Genomic DNA, 25,054 nt, shown 5'->3' on the forward strand with positions numbered 1-25,054 from the left:
GTCTCTCCGCCGTCATTGCGCGCCACACCCTCGGTGTCATTCCGGGGCACGCGAAGCGTGAACCCGGAATCCATTGGGCAGCGATCTCGGAGATGAATGGATTCCGGGTTCGCGCCCAAACGGGCGTGCCCCGGAATGACTCCCTGGAGTGTGTGCGCCTTACGCCACGCCCGCCCGCAACAGATCGTGCAGATGCACGATGCCGACCACCTTGCCCGCTTCGGTCACGACCAGGGTTGTGATCTTGCGTGTGTTCAGCACCTCGATCATCTCGGTCGCGAGCATCGACGGCGGCACCGTCTTCGGTTCAGTCGTCATGATCTCATCGACCGACGCAGCCAGCAGGTCGGGGCGCATGTGGCGGCGCAGGTCGCCGTCGGTGATGATGCCGACGGCCTCATCCGCATCATTGACGATACAGACGCAGCCAAGCCCCTTGGCTGACATCTCGACCACGGCCTCCGACATCTTGGTGCCGAGCGGCTTGACCGGAATTTCCGTGCCGGTGCGCATGTAGTCACGGACGAATTTCAGCATCGCCCCCAGCTTTCCGCCGGGGTGGAAATGCGCGAACTCCAGCGCGGTGAAGCCGCGGCCTTCGAGCAGCGCGATCGCGATGGCATCGCCAATCGCGGCCTGCATCAGCGTCGAGGTGGTCGGCGCCAGATTGTGCGGGCAGGCTTCGCGTGCCTTCGGCAGCTCGATCACGATGTCGGCGGACTGGCCCAGCGAGGACGCCGCGCTCGACGTCACTGCGATCATGGGAATCGCAAAGCGCGCAGAATAATTCACGAGGTTCTTCATCTCCGGCTGCTCGCCTGACCAGGACAGCGCCATGATGACGTCGTCGGACGTGATCATGCCGAGATCGCCATGGCCGGCCTCGGCCGCGTGCACGAAGAAGGCGGGGGTGCCGGTCGAGGCCAGCGTCGCCGCGATCTTGCGGCCCATATGGCCTGATTTGCCGAGCCCGGTGACGATGACGCGGCCCTTGGCGTTGCGGATCAGGTCCACCGCTCTCGCAAATGTCGCACCCAGCGGGCCGCGCAGGGCGGCGGCGAGCGCGTTGATGCCGCCGCTCTCCGTCTCCAGCGTGCGGAGCGCGGATTCGACGCTATCAGCAATGGGGCCGGATGATGCGGTCATCAGCGGTTTCGAACTCGGCATGTTCAGGTCCAGGGAGGAGGAGCGTTCGCCCGTTGGCACCTGCTTAGCACGCCCGGGCAGGCGAGGCGACGCGCCGGCCAAATCCCTCAACTGGTCATTAACCATAATTGTTTTAAGTCCATTAACGATGGTTCCCGCCAAGCGGTGGGAGCTCGTCGTGAAAGTAGTTGATTTCGTTGGAGTTCTTCCATCGTGGGGTCGCCTCCAGGCACCGGCCGGAGCAAACGCGCGCATTTCCTGCGCGCCGTATTGCCGTGCCTGATGCTGACGGCCCTCGAGCGTGCACCGGCTCTGGCCCAGAGCCTCACGCCTGATCTGTTCAATCCCAACCGCGGCGGCTTCGCTGCGCCCGAGACGCTGCCGACACGGCGCACCGCCGGCGTGCCGCAGGCGCCATCGGACGCGCTGCCGACGCTGCCCGATCCCAACGATCCGCGCAGGCGCCAGCAGCCCCCAGCGATCTCGCGCGCCGGCCAAAGCCCGACCGGTCAGGTCCCGACCTATGGCCTGCCCGCGGCCAACGGCGCGAGCGGCTCCGGCTACGATTCGCTCAACCGCAAGCGGCAGCAGCCAAAACTCTATCCCGGACAGCCGAAGCCGAAGCGCCCCGTCGGCCCCGGCTCAAAGGTCGCGCCGGCAACGCTGGAGCGGACGCTCGGCCCGCCGCGCATCGCGCCGCCACCCTCCGAAACCGCGCACAGGACGCCAGTGCCGCCGGCGATGGCCGGCAACGTGCCCGGCCAGCCGCTGCGCCGCCGCCTCAAGCTGGACGAGGATCCGTTCGGCGCGGTCGGGGACTATGCCGGCAGCTTCCTGATCAAGGGCGGGCTCGAGCTCTCCGCCGGCTACGACACAAATCCAGCGCGTCTCAACAAGCCTGTCGGTTCGCCGGCCTATGTGGTCGCGCCTGATCTGCTTGTGGTGTCCGACTGGGAGCGCCACGCGCTGGTCGCCGATCTGCGCGGCTCGTTCTCGGGCTACACCAACAACATGCCGGCGACCATCAACGGCTTCGCCTCGCCGTCGCCGGTCGAGGTCGATCGCCCCGATTTCACCGGCCATGTCGACGGCCGCCTCGACGTCACCCGCGATTTCAGGTTGACCTCGCAGCTCCGCCTGCGGCTCGCCACCGACAATCCCGGCAGCCCGAATGTGCAGGCGGGTCTTCAGAAATTTCCGGTCTACGCCGCCTATGGCGCGACCGTCGGCTTCGACCAGACCTTCAACCGTTTCCAGGTCGCCGCCGGCGCCACCGTCGATCGCACCGCCTACACCGATTCAAAGCTCATCGACGGGTCGACCTTTGCCAATACCGACCGCGACTTCAACCAATATGGCGGCGTGGGCCGGTTCTCCTACGATCTGAAGCCGGGCCTCAAGCCCTTCCTGGAAATCCAGGGCGACACCCGCGTGCACGACCAGGCCGCCGACCGCAACGGCTACTTCCGCGATTCAAACGGCGGCTATGCCAAGGTCGGCTCCTCCTTCGAGTTCTCGCGCATCCTCACCGGCGAGATCTCGATCGGCTATTCCGCGCGCAACTATGTCGACCCGCGCCTCAGCCAGCTCGCGGGCTTCCTCACCACGGGCTCGCTGATCTGGAATGCGCGCGGCCTGACAACCGTGAAGTTCTTCACCGACACGCAGATCGCCGAGACCACGATCCCGGGCTCTTCCGGCGTCCTGGTGCGCACCTATTCGGCCGAAGTCGACCACGACTTCCGCCGCTGGCTCACCGCCGTGGGCAAGTTCACCTACGGCACGCTCGACTACCAGAACCAGAATCGCAACGATAAGACTTACTCGCTCGAAAGCAATCTGATCTACAAGCTCAACCGCAACATCTGGATCAAGGGCACGCTGCGCCACGACATTCTGGATTCGAACGTCGCGGGGGCGAGCTCGTCGGGGACGGTAGTGATGCTGGGGGTGAGGCTGCAGAACTAGGTAAGACGGGGCGCGTCGCTCGAGGCCACGCTCTCTCGTCCCCACTCCGCTGTCATGCCCCGCGCAGGCGGGGGCATCCAGTGCGCCGCGGCGGATCTGGTGAGTGCGTGCTCTCTAAGGAGAGCCTCTGGAAATACTGGATCGTCCGCCTTCGCGGACGATGACAGCGTCATTTGAAGCTGGCTGCAGCGCGAGCCGGCGACTAGCGCGGCAGATCCGTCTTCCCCATCAGGAACGTGTCGATCGACCGTGCGCACAGCCGCCCCTCGCGGATCGCCCAGACCACCAGCGATTGGCCGCGGCGCATGTCGCCGGCGGTGAACACGTTCGGGCGCGAGGTCTGGTAGTCCAGTGTGTTGGCCTTGACGTTGCCGCGAGCGTCGAGCTCGACCGCGAGCAGCTTCAAGAGGCCCTCGTGCACGGGATGCACAAAGCCCATCGCGAGCAGGACGAGCTCGGCATCGAGCACGAACTCCGTGCCGGCAATCGGTTTGAACTTGTCGTCGACGCGCACGCAGTGCAGCTTCTTGACCTTGCCGTTCTCGCCCGAGAACCTCTGCGTCAGCACGGCGAATTCGCGGATGGCGCCTTCGGCCTGGCTGGAAGAGGTGCGCATCTTCAGCGGCCAGTTCGGCCAGGTCAGGCCCTTGTTCTCGCGCTCGGGCGGGGCGGGCATGATCTCGAGCTGGGTCACCGAGAGCGCGCCCTGGCGCAGCGAGGTGCCGATGCAGTCAGATCCGGTGTCGCCGCCGCCGATGACGACGACGTGCTTGCCGCCGGCCAGGATCTCCTGGACGCCGCCGAGCGGCTCCTCGGAGACGCGGCGGTTCTGCTGCGGCAGGAAGTCCATCGCGTAGTGAATGCCTTCGAGATCGCGGCCGGGGATCGGCAGGTCGCGCGGAGCTTCGGCGCCGCCGGTCAGTGCGACAGCGTCGTACTCGTTGAGCATCTCGCGCGGATCGACATTGCCGTCGGCGCCGACATGGCTGTTGTAGTGGAAGGTGACGCCTTCGGCTTCCATCTGCTTGACGCGGCGGTCGATGATGCCCTTCTCCATCTTGAAGTCGGGGATGCCGTAGCGCAGCAGGCCGCCGGCCTTGGCGTACTTCTCGAACAGATGCACGTCGTGGCCGGCGCGGGCGAGCTGCTGCGCGCAGGCCATGCCGGCCGGACCCGAGCCGATCACGGCGACCTTCTTTCCGGTCTTGACGGTAGCCACTTCCGGCGTCACCCAGCCATTGTCCCAGGCGCGATCGACGATTGCGCATTCGATGGTCTTGATGGTGACGGGATTGTCGTCGATGTTGAGCGTGCAGGAGGCTTCACACGGCGCCGGACAGATGCGCCCCGTGAACTCCGGGAAATTGTTGGTCGAGTGCAGGTTGCGCGAGGCTTCTTCCCAGTTGCCCTGATAGACAAGATCGTTCCAATCAGGGATCTGGTTGTTGACCGGGCAGCCCGGCGTGCCGGGCGCGACCGAGCCTGTGCCGTGACAATAGGGAATGCCGCAGTTCATGCACCGCGCGGCCTGGTCGCGCACCTCCTTCTCGGAGAGGGGAACGACGAACTCGTGAAAATGCTTCACGCGCTCGGCGACCGGGATGTACTTGCGGTCATGCCGTTCGATTTCAAGAAAACCGGTGATCTTGCCCATTAAACCCGTAGTCCCTGCCGCTTAGTCGTTTGCTCTCTCACTCCTCATCCTGAGGGGCGGCGCCCTTTCGCGCCGCGTCTCGAAGGATGAAGGCCCGGATGGTGGCCTCATGGTTCGAGACGGCGCTCCGCGCCTCTTCACCATGAGGTTATTCTCTACGCCCCGATTGCGATCTTCGGCTCGGCGTCCGCATTGGCGGCCATTTCGCGCAGCGCGCGCCGGTACTCGACCGGCATCACCTTGCGGAATTTAGGCAGCCATTCCTTCCAATTGGCAAGGATGTCGGCGGCGCGCTTGGAGCCGGTCGCTTTGGCATGGCGAGAGATCAGCACGTGCAGCCGCTCGACGTCGGAGGCGAGCAAGTTCTTGAACACGTCGACCCGGCCATGCGCCTCGAGGTCACCGGCATGGTGATAGGTGCCGGCATTGATCAGCTCTTCCGACAGCACCGGCTCGAGCTCGACCATCGACAGGTTGCACAGCCGGTCGAAATCGCCGGCCTCGTCCAGCACGTAGGCGATGCCGCCGGACATGCCCGCCGCGAAGTTGCGCCCGGTCTTGCCGAGCACGACCACGATGCCGCCGGTCATGTATTCGCAGCAATGATCGCCCGCGCCCTCGACCACCGCGACCGCGCCCGAGTTGCGCACGGCAAAGCGCTCGCCGGCGATGCCGCGGAAGTAGCATTCGCCCTCGATCGCGCCGTACATCACGGTATTGCCGACGATGATGCTCTCTTCCGGCACGATCGCAGAGTTCCTCGGCGGCTTGACGATGATCTTGCCGCCCGAGAGGCCCTTGCCGACATAGTCGTTGGCCTCACCCTCGAGCTCGAAGGTGACGCCGTGGGCCAGCCAGGCGCCGAAGGCCTGTCCGGCAGTGCCCTTGAGGCTGACATGGATGGTGTCGTGCGGCAGGCCGGCATGGCCGTAGATCTTGGCGACCGCACCCGACAGCATGGCGCCGGCGGAACGGTTGGTGCTGTTGATCGCGGCCTCGATCTTCACCGGCGCGCCGCGGTCGAGCGCAGGCGTCGCCTTCTCGATCAGCGTGCGGTCGAGCACGGCCTCCAGATGATGGTTCTGGCGCTCGGAATGATAGATCTTCTGGCCGTTCTCTTCCTTCTGCTTGACGAACAGCTTTGAGAAGTCGAGGCCCTTGGCCTTCCAGTGTGCGACCAGCTTGGTCTGGTCGAGCAGCTGCACCTGGCCGACCATCTCGTTGAAGGTGCGGAAGCCGAGCGAAGCCATGATCTCGCGGACTTCTTCCGCGACGAAGAAGAAGTAGTTGATCACGTGCTCGGGCTGGCCGGTGAAGCGCTTGCGCAGCACCGGATCCTGCGTCGCGACTCCGACCGGGCAGGTGTTGAGATGGCACTTGCGCATCATGATGCAGCCGGCCGCGATCAAGGGCGCGGTGGCGAAGCCGAACTCGTCGGCGCCCAGCAGCGCGCCGATCACGACGTCACGGCCGGTGCGGAAGCCGCCGTCGACCTGGACCACGATGCGGCTGCGCAGCCGCTCGCGCACCAGCGTCTGATGGGTCTCGGCGAGGCCGATCTCCCAGGGCGAGCCGGCGTGCTTGATCGAGGTCAGCGGCGAAGCGCCGGTGCCGCCCTCGAAGCCCGCGATGGTGACATGGTCGGCGCGCGCCTTGGCGACGCCCGCGGCGACCGTGCCGACGCCGATCTCGGAGACGAGCTTGACCGAGACGTCGCCCGCCGGGTTGACGTTCTTGAGGTCGTAGATGAGCTGCGCCAGATCCTCGATCGAGTAGATGTCGTGGTGCGGCGGCGGCGAGATCAGGCCGACGCCCGGCGTCGAGTGCCGTACCCTGGCGATGGTCGCGTCGACCTTGTGACCGGGCAGCTGGCCGCCTTCGCCGGGCTTGGCGCCCTGTGCCATCTTGATCTGCATCATGTCGGAGTTGACGAGATACTCCGTGGTGACGCCGAAACGGCCCGAGGCGACCTGCTTGATCGCCGAGCGCATGGAATCGCCGTTCGGCATCGGCTTGAAGCGGTCGGCTTCCTCGCCGCCTTCACCGGTGTTCGACTTGCCGCCGATCCGGTTCATCGCGATCGCGAGCGTGGTATGGGCCTCGCGCGAGATCGAGCCGAAGCTCATCGCACCGGTTGCGAAACGCTTGACGATCTCCTTGGCCGGCTCGACCTGGTCGAGCGGCACCGGCTTGCGCTTCTCCTCCTCCGCGTTCTTGATCCGGAACAGGCCGCGCAGCGTCAAAAGGCGCTCCGACTGCTCGTTGAGGATTTTTGCGAAGGTGCGATAGCGCTCCTGCGAATTGCCGCGGGCGGCGTGCTGGAGCAGCGACACTGACTCGGCGGTCCATGCGTGGTCCTCGCCGCGGCTGCGATAGGCGTATTCGCCACCGACGTCGAGCGCGGTCTTGTAGACCTGCGCCTCGCCGAACGCGTCGGCATGGCGGCGCACCGCTTCTTCGGCGATCTCGGAAAGACCGACGCCCTCGATGCGGGTGTGCGTGCCGGCGAAGAACTTTGCGACGAAGTCCGCCTTAAGGCCGACTGCGTCGAAAATCTGCGCGCCGCAATAGGACTGGTAGGTCGAGATGCCCATCTTGGACATCACCTTGAGCAGGCCCTTGCCGATCGACTTGATGTAGCGCTTGACGATCTCGTAGTCGTCGAGCGAGCCGGGCAGGCGGTCCTTCATCGCGATGATGGTCTCGAACGCGAGGTAAGGATTGATCGCTTCGGCGCCGTAGCCGGCAAGGCAGGCGAAGTGATGCACTTCGCGCGGCTCGCCGGATTCGACGACGAGGCCGACCGAGGTGCGCAAGCCGGTGCGGATCAGGTGGTGATGCACGGCGGCGCAGGCCAGCAGCGACGGGATCGGCACCCGGTCGGTGCCGACCATGCGGTCGGACAGGATGATGATGTTGACGCCCTCGCGCACGGCGCTCTCAGCGCGCGCGCAGAGCTCGTCGAGCACCTGGTCCATGCCGGCCGCCCCGAGGCCAGCGTGGAAGGTGGTGTCGAGCGTGCGCGACTTGAAGTGCGACTCGGCGACGTCGGAGATCGAGCGGATCTTTTCCAGGTCCGCGTCGGTCAGGATCGGCTGGCGCACTTCGAGGCGCTTGGTCGTGGCCATGCCTTGCAGATCGAACAGGTTCGGCCGCGGCCCGATGATCGAGACGAGGCTCATCACCAGCTCTTCGCGGATCGGGTCGATCGGCGGGTTGGTGACCTGCGCAAAGTTCTGCTTGAAGTAGGTGAACAGCGGCTTGGCCTTGTCCGACAGCGCCGAGATCGGCGTATCGTTGCCCATCGATCCCGCGGCTTCCTCGCCGGTGGCCGCCATCGGCGTCATCAGGATGGTGATGTCTTCCTGGCTGTAGCCGAACGCCTGCTGGCGATCGAGCAGCGACAGGTTGGAGCGCACGCCGGTGGTCGGCACCTTCGGCAACTCCTCCAGCACGATCTGGGTCCGCTCCAGCCACTCCTTGTAGGGATGGCTCTTGGCAAGCTCGGCCTTGATCTCGTCGTCGGGAATCAAGCGGCCTTGTTCGAGGTCGACCAGCAGCATCTTGCCCGGCTGCAAGCGCCACTTGGTGATGATCTGGTCCTCGGGGATCGTCAGCACGCCCATCTCGGACGCCATCACGATGCGGTCATCCTTGGTCACCAGATAGCGCGCCGGCCGCAATCCGTTGCGGTCGAGCGTGGCGCCGATCTGGCGGCCGTCGGTGAAGGCGATCGCGGCGGGGCCATCCCACGGCTCCATCAGCGCGGCGTGATATTCGTAGAAGGCGCGGCGCTTCTCATCCATCAAGGGATTGCCGGCCCACGCCTCCGGAATCATCATCATGACGGCGTGCGGCAGTGAGTAGCCGCCCTGCACCAGGAATTCGAGCGCGTTGTCGAAGCAGGCGGTGTCCGACTGTCCCTCATAGGAGATCGGCCAGAGCCGGTTGATGTCCTTGCCGTAGAGCTCGGAGCTCACCGAGGCCTGGCGCGCCGCCATCCAGTTGACGTTGCCGCGCAGCGTGTTGATCTCGCCGTTATGCGCGATCATGCGGTAGGGATGCGCCAGCGACCAGGCCGGGAAGGTGTTGGTCGAGAAGCGCTGGTGAACGAGTGCCAGCGCGCTCTCGAAGTCCTTCTCGTGCAAATCGGGATAGTACTTGCCGAGCTGGTCGGCGAGGAACATGCCCTTGTAGATCACAGTGCGGCAGGACATCGAGCAGGGGTAATAGCCCGCAAGTCCGCGGTCGCGGCGCTGGTAGATCGCTTGCGAGATCGACTTGCGCAGGATGTAGAGCCGGCGCTCGAATTCGTCCTCGGTCTTGGCGGTGCCGTTGCGGCCGATGAACACCTGCATGCAGGCCGGCTCGGTTGGTTTCACGGTGATGCCGAGCGAGGAATTGTCGGTCGGCACGTCGCGCCAGCCGAGCAGCGTCAGGCCCTCTTCCTTGATCTGGTCGGCGATGATGCTCTTGATGACGTTGCGCCAGGCGGTGTCGCGCGGCATGAACAGCGCGCCGATGGCATATTCGCCCGGGTTCGGCAGCGCGAAGCCGAGCTCCTTCGCCTTGCGGCTGAAGAAGGCGTGCGGGATCTGCACGAGGATGCCGGCACCGTCACCGGCGCGCGGATCGGCGCCGACGGCGCCGCGATGCTCCAGGTTGCAGAGGATGCTCAGCGCGTCCGCGACGATCTCGTGCGACTTCTTGCCCTTGATGTTGGCAATGAAGCCGACGCCGCAGGAGTCCTTCTCCAGGCTCGGATCGTACAGGCCTTCGGCTTTGGGGCGCGAATTGTGTTCCTGAATCGGATCGGTCGTTTTCGAGGCGACCGTCGCCGACAGCTGTTCTGCCACGATGTTTGCGCGCCCGAATTGCGACCCGTTCATTGTCCTGTCCTCTCCATGCGGCAAGCTGCCTCACCGCCATCTTCGGCGCACCTTGGGCGTTCCGCGGCACCCGCCTCTGGGTCACCGCTCGTCCGCTAGCGAGCCGCATTTTCTTAAATTCAGGCCTAGGCGTTCTTCGTCCCCGAGAACGGCTTTGCCTGCTACCTTCCGGCGCTCGAGAGCACCGCTTTCGCTGCAATCCCCATGCCGGGACCGCAAGCAAAATTGAGACAGCTTTCCTGTCCTAACCATCACCTTGCCAAATTTTTGTCTAGCACACAAGCGCGCACAAGTCCCGATTCCCGAGGTGTCATTTCCCTCTTTCATAGGGCCGCAGCCCCGGTTTTGAAGCAGACGTGCCCCGATCCGGCCCCGCGGCCGCCGAAATCCCAAATGAAGCTTCGGATCAACCCTTCGGAAGGCGCGCCACGCCGCGCGAAGCGAAAGAGGGCCGCCGTCGGGGGGCCTGACAGGAGCGTCTCGACCATGAAGTTTTTCACAGGATGTGTGGCTGCCGCCCTGGCTCTGGCCGCAAGTGCGGGCCATGCGCAGGTTCCACCGAACGGTATCGCGAGAGGGGCCGTTATCGCAGTGTCGGATTTCGACGGACCCTATGCGCCGCCGGAGGCCGCGCCGCCATCGCCGCCGCGTTACGGCTATGGCTACGGCTCCGAGGGGCGCGGTCCGGCCCCGGTGCTGCTGCCGTCGAGCGAGGTCTATGCGGTGCTGCGCGAAAACGGCTTCTCGCCGCTCGGCATCCCGCGCCTGCGCGGCAGCGTCTACACCATCGCAGTGATCGACCCTCGCGGCGACGATGGCCGGCTGGTGATCGACGCCCGCGACGGACGGATCATCCGCTTCATGCCCGCCAGTGACGCCTACGGCATGGCGCCCGCCTATGACGAGCGCGCGGTCGCGCCTTACGGGCCGCAAAGCGCGCTGCCGCCGCCGATCGTGATCCGCAGCGGCCCGCCGCGCCCGCCGGCTTCGATTCCGCATGTCGCCAGCCGCACCGTGCCGCTGCCCAAGGCCGCCCCGCGGCTCGGGGCGAGCCCGGTGGCCGCGGCGAAGCCGGCCGAACCCGCGCGGCAGGAGGCTCAGGCGCCGCCGCCGGCACAGGCACAGCGCGCGCAGCAGACCACTGCCGTGGCCGCAAAGCCTGCCGAGGCTGCTCCGCAGGCGGCCCCGCCAACCGCCGCTCAGGCCAAGCCGGCGCCGGCGATCATGCCGACCCAGGAGATGCCGGCCGCACAGGGTCTGGATTAGCGAGCTGCTGCTTGAGCGACGGCCCGTGTCCTCGGTGTTGTCCTGGCTTGACCAGGACGCTGCGGAGAGATGTGGGAAAAAATAAAGGCGCCCGACAATCTCGGGCGCCTTTGCATCAGGCCATCGTTCCTCAGCTATGCCCATACCCCGCCGCGTTCAGGATCAGCTTCGCCACTTCCCTCGGATGCGACACCAGCGAGAGGTGGCCGGCATCGAGCTCGATCGTGGTGGCGTTCATGCGCTTGGCGAGGAAACGTTCGAGATCGGGATTGATGGTGTAGTCGTTCTTCGACACCGCGTACCAGGTCGGCTTGCTATGCCATGCAGCTTCCGTGGTGCGGCCGGCGAAGATTGAGGCGGCGGTTGGCCATTGCACCGCGTAGAGCTCCTTGGCCTGCTCCGGCTTCACGCCATTGGCGAAATATTTCAGGAAGGCGTCTTCCGAGAGTTTTGTGTAGCCGTCGCGCTCGACAATGCCTGCGCGGGCAGGTCCCGCCGGAAACTGCTTGGACAGCGCGACGAAATCTTCGTTCGCGTCGGGAGCACGTGCAGCGACATAGACGAGGCCGGTGACCTTCGGGTCAGTGCCGACCTGGCTGATCACGGTGCCGCCCCAGGAATGCGCGACCAGCACAGTCGGTCCGTCCTGTTCAGCCAGTACGCGCTTGGTCGCCTCGACCGAGTCCGCCAGCGACGACAGCGGATTCTGCACGGCGGTCACGTGCAGGCCTGCGGCCTGGAGGATCGGGATCACCTCCGACCAGCTCGAGCCGTCGGCCCAGGCGCCGTGCACCAGCACGACGTTGTTGGCTTTCACCGTTTGCGGTGTCTGCGCGTCGGCAAGGCTGATGGGGGCCGCCAAAAGGCTCGCGGCGACGAAAAGGCTGCGCCAGAGTGTCATGATCGTTTTCCGTCTCGTTTTGGTTTCGATGATCATAGGACGGAGGGAAGGGTGGCCGCGTTACGCGACTTCACTGCTCTGTGATGCGGTGCAATAGCGGCACAGAAAACGGTGTCGTGGCGAAGGCCAGAACCCATAGGTCATCGGCCGAGGTGAGGTGTTCGTGCCGGACGGCGAGTCTTCGCCAATCGTCTCGCTGGGGTGTGGGTCGTCGCCTTCGCCAGAACGACGGCGGGAGGCGTGACCACGAACGAAAAAACGCCCCGGGGCACCGGGGCGTTTTCGTAACTTGGAAGTGACGTGCCTTTACGCGGCGGCTTGCGCGGAGCTCTCGATCACCTGCGCCTTCGGGGCGCTGGTGTTGATCGCGATCTGGCGCGGCTTCTTGGCCTCGGGAATCTCGCGTACGAGGTCGACGTGAAGCAGGCCATTCTCGAGCGAGGCGTCCTTCACCTGCACGAAATCGGCAAGCTGGAAGGCGCGCTCGAAGGCACGCGCGGCGATGCCGCGGTAGAGCACTTCGGATTGCGAGTTCTCGTTGGCGACTTTCTCGCCCTTGATCGTCAGCGTGTTTTCCTTCGCGAGGATGGAGAGCTCATCCTTGGCGAAGCCCGAGACCGCAACGGTGATGCGGTAGGCGTTCTCGCCGGTGCGCTCGATGTTGTAGGGGGGATAACCGGGGCTGCCGTCCGATGTTGCCTGGTCGAGCAGGCTGAAGAGGCGGTCGAAGCCGACGGTGGAACGATAGAACGGGGTGAGATCATAGCTACGCATGGTCAAGTCCTCCATAGAGCGACTGTTGGGTAACCCGCCCGCCAATCGGGCCGGGCTTTCGTCTGTGTGCAGCCTGATGTTCCGGTTCCGAAACACTGGTAGCGGCCTGCACGAAAATGATATGGGTGGAACGAGACGGCGTTCAAGAGGGCGGCATTTGCGCCTTTTCGGCGCTTTAGCCCCTTGATTTGCAGTACTTCCCGCCTATGACGCTGGTCTCGATCCCGTCCAATCCCGTCCCCGAAAACGTCGTCAGCGGCACCATCAAGACCCCCGATGGTGCCGAGTTGCGCTTTGCACGCTGGGCGCCGCCGGCGGGCCGCAAGGGCACGGTCTGCATCTTCACCGGGCGCAGCGAGCAGATCGAGAAATATTTCGAGACGGTCCGGGATTTGCGCGACCGCGGCTTTGCGGTGGCGATGATCGACTGGCGCGGACAGGGCCATTCCTCGCGCCGCCTGCGCGATCCGCGCAAGGGCTATGTGCGCGACTTCACCGATTTCGAGGTCGACGTCGAGACCTTCGTGCAGCAGGTGGTGTTGCCGGATTGCCCGCCGCCGTTCTTCGCGCTCGCCCATTCCATGGGCGGCACGGTGCTGCTGCGGGTCGCGCATGCCGGCAAGCGCTGGTTCGACCGCATGGTGCTGTCGGCGCCGATGATCGACCTGCCTGGCCGCACCACGTCGTTTCCGGCCCGCGCGCTCATAAAGACGATGCGCCTGTTCGGGCAGGGCAGCCGTTATGTCCCCGGCGGCAGCAGCCGCATCACCGGGCTCGATCCCTTCATCAACAATCCCTTGACCAGCGATCCCGTGCGCTATGCGCGCAATGTCGCGATCCTGGAGGAGGATCCGACGCTGGGACTGGCGTCCCCGACGGTGGCCTGGGCCGACGCTGCCTTCAGCGCGATGCAAACCTTCAAGCGCGTGAAATATCCGTCAGAGATCCGCCAGCCAATCCTGATGCTGGCGGCCTCCAGCGACACCGTGGTCTCCACCGCTGCGATCGAGGAGTTCGCCTATCATTTGCGCGCCGGCTCGCATCTCGTCATCGCGGGCTCCAAGCACGAGATACTCCAGGAGCAGGACCGTTACCGCTCCCAGTTCTGGGCCGCCTTCGACGCCTTCGTGCCGGGCACGCCGCTGTTCAAGTGAGAGCCCTGCTTCCGCAAGAGTGGTGCGAGGTGTGGACCTGCAGAGAATCCTCATTCTCCGCCATGCGGGGAGCTCTTGCGACGAAGCAAATGGCGGTGCTCACAGCGTCTTCAAATACTCGATCAAATCGTAGCGCTCTGCATCGTCCTTGAACGCGCGGCCGATGACGCCGGGGCGTTTCGGATCGCCTTCCTTGCGCTCGAAGGAATGGCCGAGCACGCTGTTGCCCTGGATCGGCTTGCCGTCCGATCCCGTCGCAGAAAATTCCGTTTCGCCGGTCTTGCAACGCTCGTTGGCGGTGACTGCAAAACCGACGGTCTCCGGATCATAGTCGCGGCGGCCCATGCAGAATTTTTGCGGGCGCTCGCCCGCCGGCTTCAGCAACCAATACAGTGAAGGTACCGAACCGTTGTGCAGGTAAGGTGCGGTGGCCCAGATGCCGTTCAGTGGCCGCGCGCGATAGCGCGGATCAGGCGCCGGATTGAGACAGTTCTTGCGCGCGAGATTCCACAATTTCGCCCGCTCGTGCTCCGGCATCTTCTCGTCGTCCATCCATTTGCGGGCGACGAGATCGACCACCGTCATGAGGCCGAGCGCATAGACCATCTCGTTGGGCGAGGTGCTTGCGGTCGGGATGTCGCATTGCCACCATTTCTGGAGATCGGCCGTGATCACCTTCAGGAAGCCGGGCACATCGACGGTCCTCTTGCTGAGGACAAGGGACTGTTCGGGATCCGTCTTGATCTCGTCGAGGGGGATCGTCACCGCGTTCAGGACCTTGCTGTCGCCGCTCGGCTCCCAATGCTTCGATGACCAGAAGGCCGGGCTGTCGATGGCGGGCAGATGGCATCCGGAGCACATTTCGGTGTAGATCGCACGGCCACGTTCGACGCGATCAGGCTTCAGCCTCCAGGCATCGCCGAGGATCTGCGAGGGCCATTTCGGCGCGAGCAGGCCGCCGAACTTCGGACCGGAGGAAGGATCGACGGCCTTGAACGGATCGGGGCCTCTCAGCATGTCCTCGATCCAGCCGAGTGTCGTGATGTTCACCGAGGAGCGCCACAGCCTGTCCTCTGGATAGGCATCGGACAGGTTAAGCAGGGCCGTCACGCCGAGGGCTTCGCCGGCGTTGCGGATCAGCGGCTGCTCGATCGAGGCGTCGTACTGGGCGAACTTGAACCACGGCACGGTCCAGATCGCGGGATAGCTGACCGGCGCGTCCTGGGCGTGCAGGTTCTTCTCGAATCCCTTGACGCCGCTCAGAGCGAGATCTTGCGAAAAGACCTGATTGCCGATGCGGTTGAGGGCATCGAGCCGGCCGAACCCTTCCTCGGTATCCTTCTGCTGCTTGCCGTCCCAGGTCGTCTTGCCTTCGATCGTTTGTTGCTGGGTTTTTGCCCAATCGATCAGGAAGGTGCCGATCGTGCTGAGCTTCTGCTTGAGCGCGGCGCGGTCCGTCTTGCTGGCCTCAGCGCCGAGCACGCGATCGGCGAAGCGCTGAAAGCGGAACGGAACGTGCAGCGTGTAGGCGATCGACAGGCCCGTCGCGAGCTCGAGCTTCTTCAGGTCGGTCATCGCCGGACCGCCGTCGAAGCGGACGTCGACGCCCTGATAATGGATCTGGCCGGTATGACAGGCCGCGCAGGTCAGCCCGATCTTATCCTCTTCGCGGCGGCCCGTCGCGGGATCGACGACACCGGTCATCCGCGCGAAGCCAACCGGCAGGCCGTCGACGTTCTCCGCCGGCGTCCATCTCGTCGACCAGTCCGACACCTGCGTCGTTTCGTAGACATTGGCGTAGCCGAACCGGCGCAGCGTCGCCGTGTCGGTCAGGATCGACTGCGGGCTCGGGATGAAGCCGAAGCGCTCGAGATAGGCGCTGTCCTTCATCATGCCCGGCTTCGAGAACAGATGAAGGCGCGGTTGCTCCAGCGCCACGAACCACTCATAGGGCACCGGGAAGGTGGCAGTGCCCTGGCTGGCATGATGGAACCAATGCCGGTCCTTCAACGACCAGTTCTGCTCAAGCCAGTAAGCGGCCTTGGTTTCGTGGATCGCCGGCAAGGGTGGCGGCAGAAGATTCACGAGAATGCCCTTCTGCGGCAGCATGGCACGGATCTGGTTGGGGAATTCGGCGACCGCGATGAGGGCGAGGAGACCGAGACCGATCACGACCGCTGCGAGCGCGACGGCCCAGCGAAAGCCGAGCTGGCAGGCCGACAGCAGCGGCTGCGACACGATCCGCTGGCTGATACGGTCCGGGAATTTGCGCTGCTCGAACAGTGTGCGCACGTCGGCCACGCTGAGATAATGCTCCTCGCCCTTCTTACCCTTGCCCATGATCTTCAGGAGGATGGGCCATTCGAACCTCATCAGCAGCGGGTCGTACCAGCGTGCGGCGTTGCCGGCGCGCTGGAGGTTGTCGCGCATGAAGGTCTTGATTTCGACGGCGTTGAGGCCAACCTCGCCGATGCCGGTGTTGGGATCGGTGTAGGTCCGGCCGAAGCTCGCGAGCCGCGTGATCTCGTCCTCGTTGACCTTGCCGTCAACGCCGAGGATGCGCGAGCCGGCCCCTCGCTTGTCGAGCGGACCGCCGCGCAACGCGTCGAGCTGCGCGCCCGACCAGATGGTCTTCAGGACGTGACTGATACCGTTGGCAATGAGCGCAACGCCGCGAACCTGGATGCGGGCCGAGATCTTCTTCACCCCCGTCTCGCCGCTCGCATTCGCAATGGTCTGCGATAGCGTGTTGAGCGGGACGGTCTTGCCGTCGATGAAGCCTTCGCCGACGAGGCCGCGAAGGAACGGACAGGGATTATTTGGCGAAACCTGGATCGAAGGGTCAAAGGGCGGCTTCGAAGCGGCGTGATGCATGGCCCAAATCCGAATCGTGAAAAAGCAGGCGCGCCGTTAGAGCGCGAAAGTTCTAACAAACCGACAGCACGATATACGACTTCAGCGTGTGACGAAGTGTGGCGGATTTCACTGTCTTGGAAACAAGAGCAGACGTGAGGCTGCCAATGGACTACAATGGACCCGTGGCCCTGTCAGGACTCGGCGGCGCGCTTGACGTCGCTCTGCACCAGGGTCAGCTTGCCGAGCGGCACGCCAGCCTTCAGCAGACCCTCGCGGTAATGGGCGATGTCCTCAGGCCGCTTCCAGTGGAAGTTGCGCAAGTGCCTGTCGACATTCAGGGTTGGATAGTTTGTCATCAGCACGCCGACGGCCTCGCTCGCCTCGCCGCTCCGTCCCATTTGGGCCAATGCCGCGGCGCGGATCGCCAGCGCCTGCATGTGGTTCGGGTTGATGTAGAGCTGCTCGCGCGCCCATGACAGGGTCGCGTCATATTGGCGCAACAGATAGTGACTGAAGGCGTTCAGCGCCGCCCATTGGTAGCGCGGGTCGCTGTTGTCGCGCTGCGCCGCCATCGAGAACAGCTCGATCGCCTCACGGTGTTCGCCGATAACGAAATGGCAGATGCCAAGCACGCCCCGCGCGCCGTTGTCGTAGGGGTTGAGTGCGACCGCGCGCTTGGCGGCGTCCATCGCGGCGTCGTAATGCCCCTCCATGGCGTGGGCCCAGGACAGGAGCGAGAACGCGAAGGAGGAGCGCGGGTCGAGCCGGACGCTGGTCTCGGCGAGGTCCATCGCCTCGGCCCACATCTCGCGCGTGCCCTTGACCCAGCCGAACTGGATGCTCTGGATCTGGATCGTGCCGAGATAGGCATGCGCGATCGACAGTTTGGGGTCGAGGCTGATGGCCTCGCGGAACAGCTCGACGGCGATGGCCAAATCCTCCTTGGTCTGCCGATAGTAGTGCGACAATCCCTTGAGGAAGCGGTCCCAGGCGCTCACGTCGGTCGAGAGCCGCGCCGGCGCCGAGGCTTCGGCGCGGACGATCTCGGTGGCGATGGCGGCGGACAGGTTGGTGGTGATCTCGTCCTGCATCGCGAACAGGTCGCCAATGTCGCGGTCGTAGCGGCCGGTCCAGAGCTGCTCGCCGCTCTCCGGAGCGATCAGCTCGGCGGTGACGCGGATCTTGGCACCGGCGCGCCGCACCGAGCCCTGGATCAGATAGGTGGCATCGATCTCGCGCGCGATCAGCCGGGTGCTCGTGTTCTTGCCCTTGAAGGCGAAAGTCGAGTTGCGGCTCAGCACGCGGTAGAAGGATTGCAGCGACAGCGCGTGGATCAAATCCTCAGTGAGTCCGTCGGAGAAATATTCGTCCTGGGCATCGCTGAGATTGGCGAAGGGCAGTACGCCGACGATCGCGGTGCGGTACTGCTGCGAAAGGGCGGACGCCTCCCTCAGCTCGGGCGCGAGCGGCGGCGCGCCCTCGGGCGTCCAGGTCCAAACTCCGACCGCATCCTTGATGTTCTTGAAGCGATGGTTGCCGGCGTCGGTGAGCGGCACGGTGAGATGCTTGCTCGCCTCGCGATAGGCCTTCGCCGAGATGGCGAAGCCGCCCGGGCTCGCCACCGATTCCAGGCGGACGGCAATGTTGACGTCGTCACCGAACACTTCGTCCTCATCGGCGATGACGTCGCCCATGTGGATGCCGAGCCGGAACTGCATGGCGCGGTCGGCGGGCAGATGATGGTTTCGCTCCGCCATCAGCGTCTGCATCGCGATCGCCGCCTCGGTGGCGCCGACGATCGAGGGAAACTCGAGCAGGAAGCCGTCGCCGGTGTTCTTCACGACACGGCCGCCGTGATTGAGGATGATGGGGTGGATCGCGCTGCGATGGGCCTTGAAGGCAGCATGGGTGCCGGCCTCGTCGCTGCCCATCATGCGCGAATAGCCGGCGACATCGGCGCAGACAATGGCGGCCAGACGTCTTTCCATATCCCAGGAGCTCCAAGGGACCTGCGATCGGCCACGGCGTGGCAGTCGCCCCGAATCCCGCATTTCAAGAACCCTGCCTTTATAAAGCAGATGGGGCCGCGCGAAAGTATGATCCGCATTGCAAATTCGAGTTAATTCCACGCAATTGCGGCAGTGGACGGGGAGGGGCGAACCGACTAAGCCGCTTCAAGGCCGACGGGGGGCATCACATGCTGGGCATTCACGAGATCTGGCTCTTCATCCTGTCGGGCGTGCTGCTCAACATCACGCCGGGCCCTGATACCGTCTATGTCATCGGCCGCAGCATGCAGATGGGCTGGCGGGGCGGCGCCGCCGCCGCGCTGGGCATCAGTTGCGGCTGCTTTTTCCATGTCGCGGGCGCCGCGATCGGCCTTTCGGCCCTGCTGATGGCCTCATCGACTGCGTTCTCGATCCTGAAGCTGGTCGGCGCGGCCTATCTGGTCGTCACAGGACTTCAGATGCTGTGGTCGCGCCCGGCGCTGGCGGCGGTCAGGGACGAGGGCGAACGGAGTTCGCTGCGGCGCGTCTTCCTCCAGGGCGTCTTAACCAACGCGCTCAATCCCAAGGTCGCGCTGTTCTTCCTCGCCTTCCTGCCGCAATTCGTCGCAGCCGATTCACCGCACAAGCCGCTCGCCTTCCTGACCCTCGGGTTGGTCTTCATCTGCACGGGGACGCTGTGGTGCCTGGTGCTGGCCGCCTTTGCGGCAAGGGCGGCCCATCGCTTGCGGAGCTCCGAGGGCGCGATCGCCTGGGTCAACCGCGCGCTCGGCGGCCTCTTCATCTATCTCGGCATCCGCGTCGCCATGCTGGAGACGCGGTGACTTCCGTCAGGCAAATTCCTTCGCCAGCGCGCTGCCGGCAAGATAAAGGCCGAGCAGGATCATTGCGATCAGGAACCAGCGGCGGAACGCCTCCGCTGGCATCCGCGCCCGTACCGACTGGCCGATGAACATGCCGGCAAAGGCCATGGCGAGTCCCACGGCGCCAGGCACGGCGTTGGCGGGCGTCAGCAATCCGACGGCGGTCAGGTTGAAGGCGAGCGCCAGCGTCGCCGTTGTGAAGAACACGCCGAGCGCCTGCACCAGTTCGTCCTTCTCCATGCCGATCGCCTGCATGAACGGCATCGAGGGGATCACCTGCACGCCGGTCGAGGCCGAGATCACGCCGGTGACGACACCGACCACGCCGCCGACCCATTTCTCGTTCTTAGGCGCGACGCGGAACTGGAATTTGTTCAGGCCGATCACCGCGTAGACGACGAGCAGGGCGCCGAGCACGATCGTGCCGTAGCGCGCATGCGGGCCGGTCAGCGCGCCCGCATTGAGCCAGCATCCAATCACGGTGCCGATCATCAGCGGCCAGAGCCGCCTCAGGATGTCGCGCAAATGAGGGCCGACGAAGGTCTGCCAGATGTTGGTGATAATCGCGGGCACGATGACGATGGCGATCGCGCGGCTCGGCGCCATGCTCACCGCGAGCAGGCCCATGGACACCGTCGGCAGGCCGAGCCCGACGACGCCCTTAACGAATCCGGCGATCAGGAACACGGCGGCGACGGCAATGAGAAGGGGGTCGAACATATCCGCACATTGACCTAAGCCTTGCGCCGGCACAATCTGGAGGTTACGGAGACAGCCTTCGCTGAATACGAAGGCTGAGGAGAAACCGTCATGCGCTTCGACCTTGTCGACCTCCAGCTCTTCATCGCGGTCGCCGATCAGCGCAGCATCACCCGCGGCGCGGAGCGGTCGCACCTGGCGCTTGCCTCGGCCAGCGCGCGCATCAAGGGCCTCGAAGATGCACTCGGCGTCGCGCTGCTCAAGCGCGGGCGCCGCGGCGTCGAGCTGACCGCGGCGGGCGAGAGCCTGCTTGATCACGCGCGCCTCGTCATCCACCAGATCGACGCCATGCGTGGCGATCTCGCCGGCTTTGCCAGCGGCGTGCGCGCCAGCGTGCATTTCCTCGCCAATACCTCAGGGCTCTCGGAGCACCTGCCGAAGGCGCTGGCCGGCTTCCTGCGCGAACATCCCGACGTCGCCATCGACATCGAGGAGCGCGAGAGCACCGATATCGCGGCGGCGATTACCGCGGGGGCCGCCGACCTCGGCTTTGCCGCCGAGCACGCGCTGCCAGAGCATATCGAGCGCTTCCCCTTCAGCGAGGATCGGCTGACGCTGGTGACGTCGCGCCGCGGCCCGTTCGCGGGCCGCCGCCAGATCGACTTTCAGGAAGCGGGCGCCTGTGACTTCGTCGGGTTGACCAGCGCCACTGCGCTTCAGATGCATATTTCGAAACATGCGGCGCGGCTCGGCATGCGCCCGCATTTCCGCGCGCGGCTGCGCGACTTCGATGCGATCTGCCAGATGGTCGCCGCCGATGTCGGCGTGGCGCTTGTGCCCGAAGCCGCCGCCCGCCGCTGCGCCAAGACCATGCCGCTCTCCATGGTCCGCCTGCGCGATGCTTTCGCCAACCGGAAGCTCGTGATCTGCGCGCGTAGCTTCAAGACGCTGCCAAGACCGGCGAAGATGCTGGTGGAGCATTTGCGGGCCACGGCGGCATGAGTCGGGTGTTGCCGCGGAATTGCGGTGCGCGACAAGGCGAGCTGAGTTGTCTGCATCGCGCCCGCGCCACCTATGAGGTGGCCGTCCGGAAGTCTCTCTGCGAAATGGTTCTGGCGCTTGCCGCGTAGTCGACAAGCCGAGCCTGCCAAGAGCGGGCAAAAACGATCCTTGCAGCAGATTGCATCTCCAGTGCGTGGACGACAGACGCATCGCCGCGTCGAACGTTCCTACTTCGTCGAGAAGATCGACATGGAGCAGGCGTTGGTGCCAACCAGCGTCTTGGCCGTTTAACGCAGGTTGGTCTCGATGGATTGGCTGCTTCGATGCGCAAGCCTCGCGCCGCGGAGGCGCGATCGTCATAGGAACGCTTGCGCGAGAGATGGCTTGTTTCTCGCGGCAAAAGTGCCGGTTCGCGCACGGGTCATCAATGCAAGGCATCAGATGCTGCTCGCGACAGCGCCGGCATTCAGGGTCATCTTATTCGGTCTCTTGCTGGATGATCTTCTGCAGTTGCGTTGCTCTGTGCCGATCTGACGGAGGAGGTGACCATGGTGGAGTTCAGGCTTCCAAGAAACTCCCGCATCGGGCAAGGAACGGTCTGGCCAAAGCCGCGCAGCAAAAGCTTGCGCGAGTTTCACATCTATCGCTGGAATCCCGACGATGGCCGCAATCCCCGGCTCGACACCTACTTTGTCGACACGACGGATTGCGGGCCGATGGTGCTGGACGGCCTGATCTGGATCAAAAACAACGTCGACTCGACCTTGACGTTCAGGCGATCCTGCCGCGAGGGCGTGTGCGGCTCATGCTCGATGAACATCGCCGGCCAGAACACGCTGGCCTGCACCAAATCCATGAGCGAGGATATCCGGGATGGTGAGCCGCTCCGCGTGCTGCCCTTGCCGCATCAGCCCGTGGTGAAGGATCTGGTGCCGGACCTGACGAACTTCTATGCGCAACTCGCCCTCATCGAGCCGTGGCTGCAGACCAGTTCGCCCATGCCTCAGAGGGAATGGCGGCAAAGCCTCGAGGATCGGGCAAAGCTCGATGGCCTGTACGAGTGCATTCTCTGTGCCTGCTGCTCGACGTCGTGCCCGAGCTACTGGTGGAATTCCGAGCGCTTCCTGGGCCCGGCGGCCCTGATTCAGGCCGCGCGATGGATCAACGACAGCCGGGACGAAGCCACAGGCGAGCGCCTCGACATGCTCGAGCACCCTTTCAGGATCTATCGCTGCCACACCATCCTCAATTGCGCCAAGGCATGTCCGAAAGGTCTCAACCCGGGAGAAGCCATCGCCGCCCTGCGCCTCAAGATGGTCGAGCGGAAGTTCTGATCGCTGCAGACGCCACTCCGCAGACAGGAACCATGCCTGCGGCGCTTGCTTATCAATCTCCGAACGGAGGAGTTTGATGGGAAAGAAGCAGTTCGCCGCTTTGCCGTTTCGTCTGGATAATTCCGAACTGCGCGTGATGCTGATCACGACCAGGCGCAAGCGCAGATGGAGTGTCCCCAAGGGATCGCCGATGCGCAACAAGGAGCCGCATCTCACGGCTGCGCTGGAGGCCTACGAGGAGGCGGGTCTGGTCGGCATCATTGCGACACGCGCGATGGGCAGCTTCAAGCATCGCAAACGGAAGGGCGACCGCAAGCGGACCATGGACGTTGCCGTCTTCCCCATGAAGGTCCATGGTCAGGAGCGTTGGTGGCCCGAAAAAGGGGAGCGGGAAGCGATCTGGGTCTCCCCGGAAACGGCGGCGCGTCTGGTGCACAAAGCGGAGCTCCGGCGGTTGATTGCCCGCTTCGCGGCGCGAACGGAAAAGGGTGCGTCCTCGCTGCTGAGCGGCAGGCGGGCTTTCTTGTCCAGGAACCAGCGTCCCGCGCAATCATTCAAGCTAGATGAAGCAAAGACCGACAAGGCTTGCATCTGAGGAGCGGCCGCCTCACGAAGTTCTGGCTGCGGCCATAGAACGACGTCGCGCGGTGCTGTTCGTCGGCGCCGGCGTCTCGATGGCCGTCGGATTGCCATCCTGGCAGTCCCTGATCGAGCATCTGCTCGACGATCTCGGCCTCGAACGGGACGTCCTCGAGGGAATGCACGGCGGCTATCAGATGCTTGCGGAGTATTACCGGCTGAAGCGTGGGGGCATCGGCCCGCTCCGCAGCTGGCTCGATCGCAATTGGCGCGTCGATCCAGAGAGAATCGCCACCTCGGAGCTCCACCGGATCATCGTCGAGCTCGATTTTCCGGTCATCTACACAACGAACTACGATCGCAATCTCGAGACTGCCTTCGATGTTCTGAAAAAGCCATACGCGAAGATCAGCAACGCGAAGGAGATCGCGAGCGCTGGCGCCGGCGTCACGCACATCATCAAATTCCACGGCGACTTCGACGATGATGCCTCGCTCGTTCTGACCGAGACCGACTTTCTCAACCGGCTCGCATTCAATTCCCCGCTCGATATCCGTTTTCGCGCCGATGCTTTGGGAAGCACGCTGCTCTTCGTCGGCTACAGCATGTCCGATCCAAACATACGGCTGCTGCTGCACCGGATTTGGCAGATTTGGGATGAATCCGGGCACCGACAGGACCGGCCGAAATCCTTCGTGTTCGTCGCCCAGCGCAATCCGGTGCAGGAAGCCGTATTGGCGAACTGGGGCATCACGACCATTGCGCCGCCTGAGGGAATGGCCGCCGACGATGGTCTGACCCGATTTCTCCTCGACGTGCGTCAGCGTATCGATCGAAGCTCCTAGAGCGATCGCTATCGCCGGCGCACGGTGCAGATCCCGTTCCGGATCGGAGCGACGCTTGCTGCATATTGCATATCCAGAAGGCCCGCCCGCCACCGCTGCGCCACCGCTTCCGAAAGATCAAAGGATTTTTCAGGTCCGGCCTCTTCGCGACCCTGGCGGTAGCCCTGGAGATCGACGAGGTCGTCGCAAACAAGGTCCTGCAGCTCCGCGCGAAGCTGGCGGGCTTCCAGGGCATGGCCCAGGCGCTGAAATGTCTGGTTGCCGTAGGTCAGGTCGCTTTTGCGCTCGGCTGCAGCTTCATCGCCGAGCCACCGGCCGGCAATCTGCACTGGCGCGAACTCAGGGAGGAAGCCGCAACTGGCCAGAATGTGATCCATTTCGATCCGTTACGGCGGTGAGCTGGCGCTCTGCTGTCTCGGCGCCGCTCGGCTCAGCGGCGCGGTCAGTCAAGGCGGGCCCCGGTTGTCGGTCTGATTCAGGCTGATCACCGGTATCCCCTGTGGCGGCGTGCGTAGGCATGTCGAGGGTTGATGCCGCAATAGGCCTGCGTGCCCGATGCGGTCGCCATGCACTGAGCGTAGCTGGCGAACTGGCAATTGCCCGGATAGCCCCAAATCCGGCCCTGGAGGCAGTAGCGATCCTGTGCGACCGCCGTCGCAGGGCCGAAGCTCGTCACAAACGACAGGACGGCGGCAATCATCAGCAAACGATGTTTCATTGAAATCTCCAATTTCGACAATGAACGCGGCCGGTGAGGCTGCGTTCCAAAAGGGCGCGCAGCACGCGCGTCCCAGGGATTCAAGCGTGCGATTAACCTGTATGAAGCCGCTCGCAGTGGATCGCGGCTAGGGTAATCGCTGCAACGTCTCGATCGGAAGCAGGATACCCGAACAGTCTTCGAGCCTCAGAACTTCAGCATCAATTTGGTCCTCAGCATCCGCGACCAATAGCGTGCTGCGGCTCGTGCTCGCGCTCGACAGCGAGGTCGCCGCGCGCGTCGATCCCCATATCGGATTTGCTGCGTCGAGGCAGCGAGAAGCTGATAGAGGCCAAGGCATACCTCCACGCAATTCCGTATTTCGACCGGCTCGACAAACTATTTCCGGCGTCTGTGGGCT

Annotated in this window: 18 protein-coding genes and 1 pseudogene; 9 read left to right on the forward strand and 10 right to left on the reverse strand. The window is 64.4% G+C overall.

Annotation, left to right across the window (positions count from 1 at the left end; genetic code table 11):
* Window positions 1-159: 159 nt before the first annotated feature.
* Window positions 160-1,167, reverse strand: coding sequence for a KpsF/GutQ family sugar-phosphate isomerase (locus IVB12_RS12420; protein ID WP_247299206.1), 1,008 nt, complete (start codon window positions 1,165-1,167; stop codon window positions 160-162).
* Window positions 1,168-1,359: 192 nt separating this feature from the next.
* Here IVB12_RS12420 and IVB12_RS12425 point away from each other — a divergent pair, with 192 nt between their 5' ends.
* Window positions 1,360-3,114: an outer membrane beta-barrel protein gene (locus IVB12_RS12425; RefSeq protein ID WP_247299207.1), complete on the forward strand. Its 1,755-nt coding sequence runs from the start codon at window positions 1,360-1,362 to the stop codon at window positions 3,112-3,114.
* Window positions 3,115-3,316: 202 nt separating this feature from the next.
* Here IVB12_RS12425 and IVB12_RS12430 read toward each other — a convergent pair whose 3' ends face one another.
* Both IVB12_RS12430 and gltB read right to left on the reverse strand, forming a co-directional pair.
* The gene (locus IVB12_RS12430) at window positions 3,317-4,768 is read right to left on the reverse strand and encodes a glutamate synthase subunit beta (RefSeq protein WP_247299210.1); all 1,452 of its coding nucleotides are present in this window, start codon (window positions 4,766-4,768) and stop codon (window positions 3,317-3,319) included.
* 155 nt (window positions 4,769-4,923) lie between these two features.
* Window positions 4,924-9,657, reverse strand: coding sequence for a glutamate synthase large subunit (gltB, locus tag IVB12_RS12435; RefSeq protein ID WP_247299212.1), 4,734 nt, complete (start codon window positions 9,655-9,657; stop codon window positions 4,924-4,926).
* 486 nt (window positions 9,658-10,143) lie between these two features.
* Here gltB and IVB12_RS12440 point away from each other — a divergent pair, with 486 nt between their 5' ends.
* Window positions 10,144-10,923, forward strand: coding sequence for a hypothetical protein (locus IVB12_RS12440; protein ID WP_247299216.1), 780 nt, complete (start codon window positions 10,144-10,146; stop codon window positions 10,921-10,923).
* Window positions 10,924-11,053: 130 nt separating this feature from the next.
* Here IVB12_RS12440 and IVB12_RS12445 read toward each other — a convergent pair whose 3' ends face one another.
* Both IVB12_RS12445 and IVB12_RS12450 read right to left on the reverse strand, forming a co-directional pair.
* Window positions 11,054-11,824: an alpha/beta hydrolase gene (locus IVB12_RS12445; protein WP_247299218.1), complete on the reverse strand. Its 771-nt coding sequence runs from the start codon at window positions 11,822-11,824 to the stop codon at window positions 11,054-11,056.
* A 306-nt stretch (window positions 11,825-12,130) separates the two neighbouring features.
* Entirely contained in the window at window positions 12,131-12,598 is a 468-nt protein-coding gene (locus IVB12_RS12450) for an Hsp20 family protein (protein WP_247299220.1), read from the reverse strand.
* Window positions 12,599-12,804: 206 nt separating this feature from the next.
* Here IVB12_RS12450 and IVB12_RS12455 point away from each other — a divergent pair, with 206 nt between their 5' ends.
* Complete coding sequence (locus IVB12_RS12455) at window positions 12,805-13,752, forward strand: alpha/beta hydrolase (RefSeq protein WP_247299222.1); 948 nt, start codon at window positions 12,805-12,807, stop codon at window positions 13,750-13,752.
* Window positions 13,753-13,851: 99 nt separating this feature from the next.
* Here the strand turns inward: IVB12_RS12455 and IVB12_RS12460 are convergent, their stop codons facing one another.
* A complete protein-coding gene (locus IVB12_RS12460; protein ID WP_247299224.1) occupies window positions 13,852-16,626 on the reverse strand; it encodes a di-heme-cytochrome C peroxidase in 2,775 nt (924 codons plus the stop codon).
* Window positions 16,627-16,799: 173 nt separating this feature from the next.
* Complete coding sequence (locus tag IVB12_RS12465; protein ID WP_247299226.1) at window positions 16,800-18,596, reverse strand: tetratricopeptide repeat protein; 1,797 nt, start codon at window positions 18,594-18,596, stop codon at window positions 16,800-16,802.
* A gap of 209 nt (window positions 18,597-18,805) precedes the next feature.
* Here IVB12_RS12465 and IVB12_RS12470 point away from each other — a divergent pair, with 209 nt between their 5' ends.
* Window positions 18,806-19,438 (forward strand): LysE family translocator, encoded by a 633-nt coding sequence (locus IVB12_RS12470; RefSeq protein WP_247299228.1) that lies wholly within the window; start codon window positions 18,806-18,808, stop codon window positions 19,436-19,438.
* Window positions 19,439-19,444: 6 nt separating this feature from the next.
* On the opposite strand, the gene IVB12_RS12475 is transcribed toward IVB12_RS12470, so the two are convergent.
* Window positions 19,445-20,197: a sulfite exporter TauE/SafE family protein gene (locus IVB12_RS12475; RefSeq protein ID WP_247299230.1), complete on the reverse strand. Its 753-nt coding sequence runs from the start codon at window positions 20,195-20,197 to the stop codon at window positions 19,445-19,447.
* A gap of 90 nt (window positions 20,198-20,287) precedes the next feature.
* Here IVB12_RS12475 and IVB12_RS12480 point away from each other — a divergent pair, with 90 nt between their 5' ends.
* From IVB12_RS12480 to IVB12_RS12495, 4 genes are all read left to right on the forward strand, one after another.
* Entirely contained in the window at window positions 20,288-21,178 is an 891-nt protein-coding gene (locus tag IVB12_RS12480; protein ID WP_247299232.1) for a LysR substrate-binding domain-containing protein, read from the forward strand.
* 548 nt (window positions 21,179-21,726) lie between these two features.
* Window positions 21,727-22,512, forward strand: coding sequence for a succinate dehydrogenase iron-sulfur subunit (locus IVB12_RS12485; protein ID WP_247299234.1), 786 nt, complete (start codon window positions 21,727-21,729; stop codon window positions 22,510-22,512).
* A 76-nt stretch (window positions 22,513-22,588) separates the two neighbouring features.
* On the forward strand, window positions 22,589-23,107 hold the full coding sequence (locus tag IVB12_RS12490) for an NUDIX hydrolase (RefSeq protein WP_247299236.1): 519 nt from the start codon (window positions 22,589-22,591) through the stop codon (window positions 23,105-23,107).
* Window positions 23,076-23,936, forward strand: coding sequence for an SIR2 family protein (locus tag IVB12_RS12495; protein ID WP_247299238.1), 861 nt, complete (start codon window positions 23,076-23,078; stop codon window positions 23,934-23,936). The genes IVB12_RS12490 and IVB12_RS12495 overlap by 32 nt, the downstream gene beginning before the upstream one ends.
* 8 nt (window positions 23,937-23,944) lie before the next feature.
* On the opposite strand, the gene IVB12_RS12500 is transcribed toward IVB12_RS12495, so the two are convergent.
* Both IVB12_RS12500 and IVB12_RS12505 read right to left on the reverse strand, forming a co-directional pair.
* Window positions 23,945-24,313 carry a hypothetical protein gene (locus IVB12_RS12500; RefSeq protein ID WP_247299240.1) on the reverse strand — a complete coding sequence of 123 codons (369 nt, stop codon included), beginning with the start codon at window positions 24,311-24,313 and terminating at the stop codon, window positions 23,945-23,947.
* Window positions 24,314-24,420: 107 nt separating this feature from the next.
* A complete protein-coding gene (locus tag IVB12_RS12505) occupies window positions 24,421-24,654 on the reverse strand; it encodes a DUF3551 domain-containing protein (protein ID WP_247299242.1) in 234 nt (77 codons plus the stop codon).
* 135 nt (window positions 24,655-24,789) lie between these two features.
* On the opposite strand from IVB12_RS12505, the pseudogene IVB12_RS12510 reads away from it, so the two are divergent.
* Window positions 24,790-25,047: pseudogene (locus tag IVB12_RS12510) on the forward strand (NADH-quinone oxidoreductase subunit D); the annotation flags it as partial.
* Window positions 25,048-25,054 lie beyond the last annotated feature (7 nt).

Source organism: Bradyrhizobium sp. 179, assembly GCF_023073535.1.
In the GTDB taxonomy this organism is placed as follows: Bacteria; Pseudomonadota; Alphaproteobacteria; order Rhizobiales; family Xanthobacteraceae; genus Bradyrhizobium.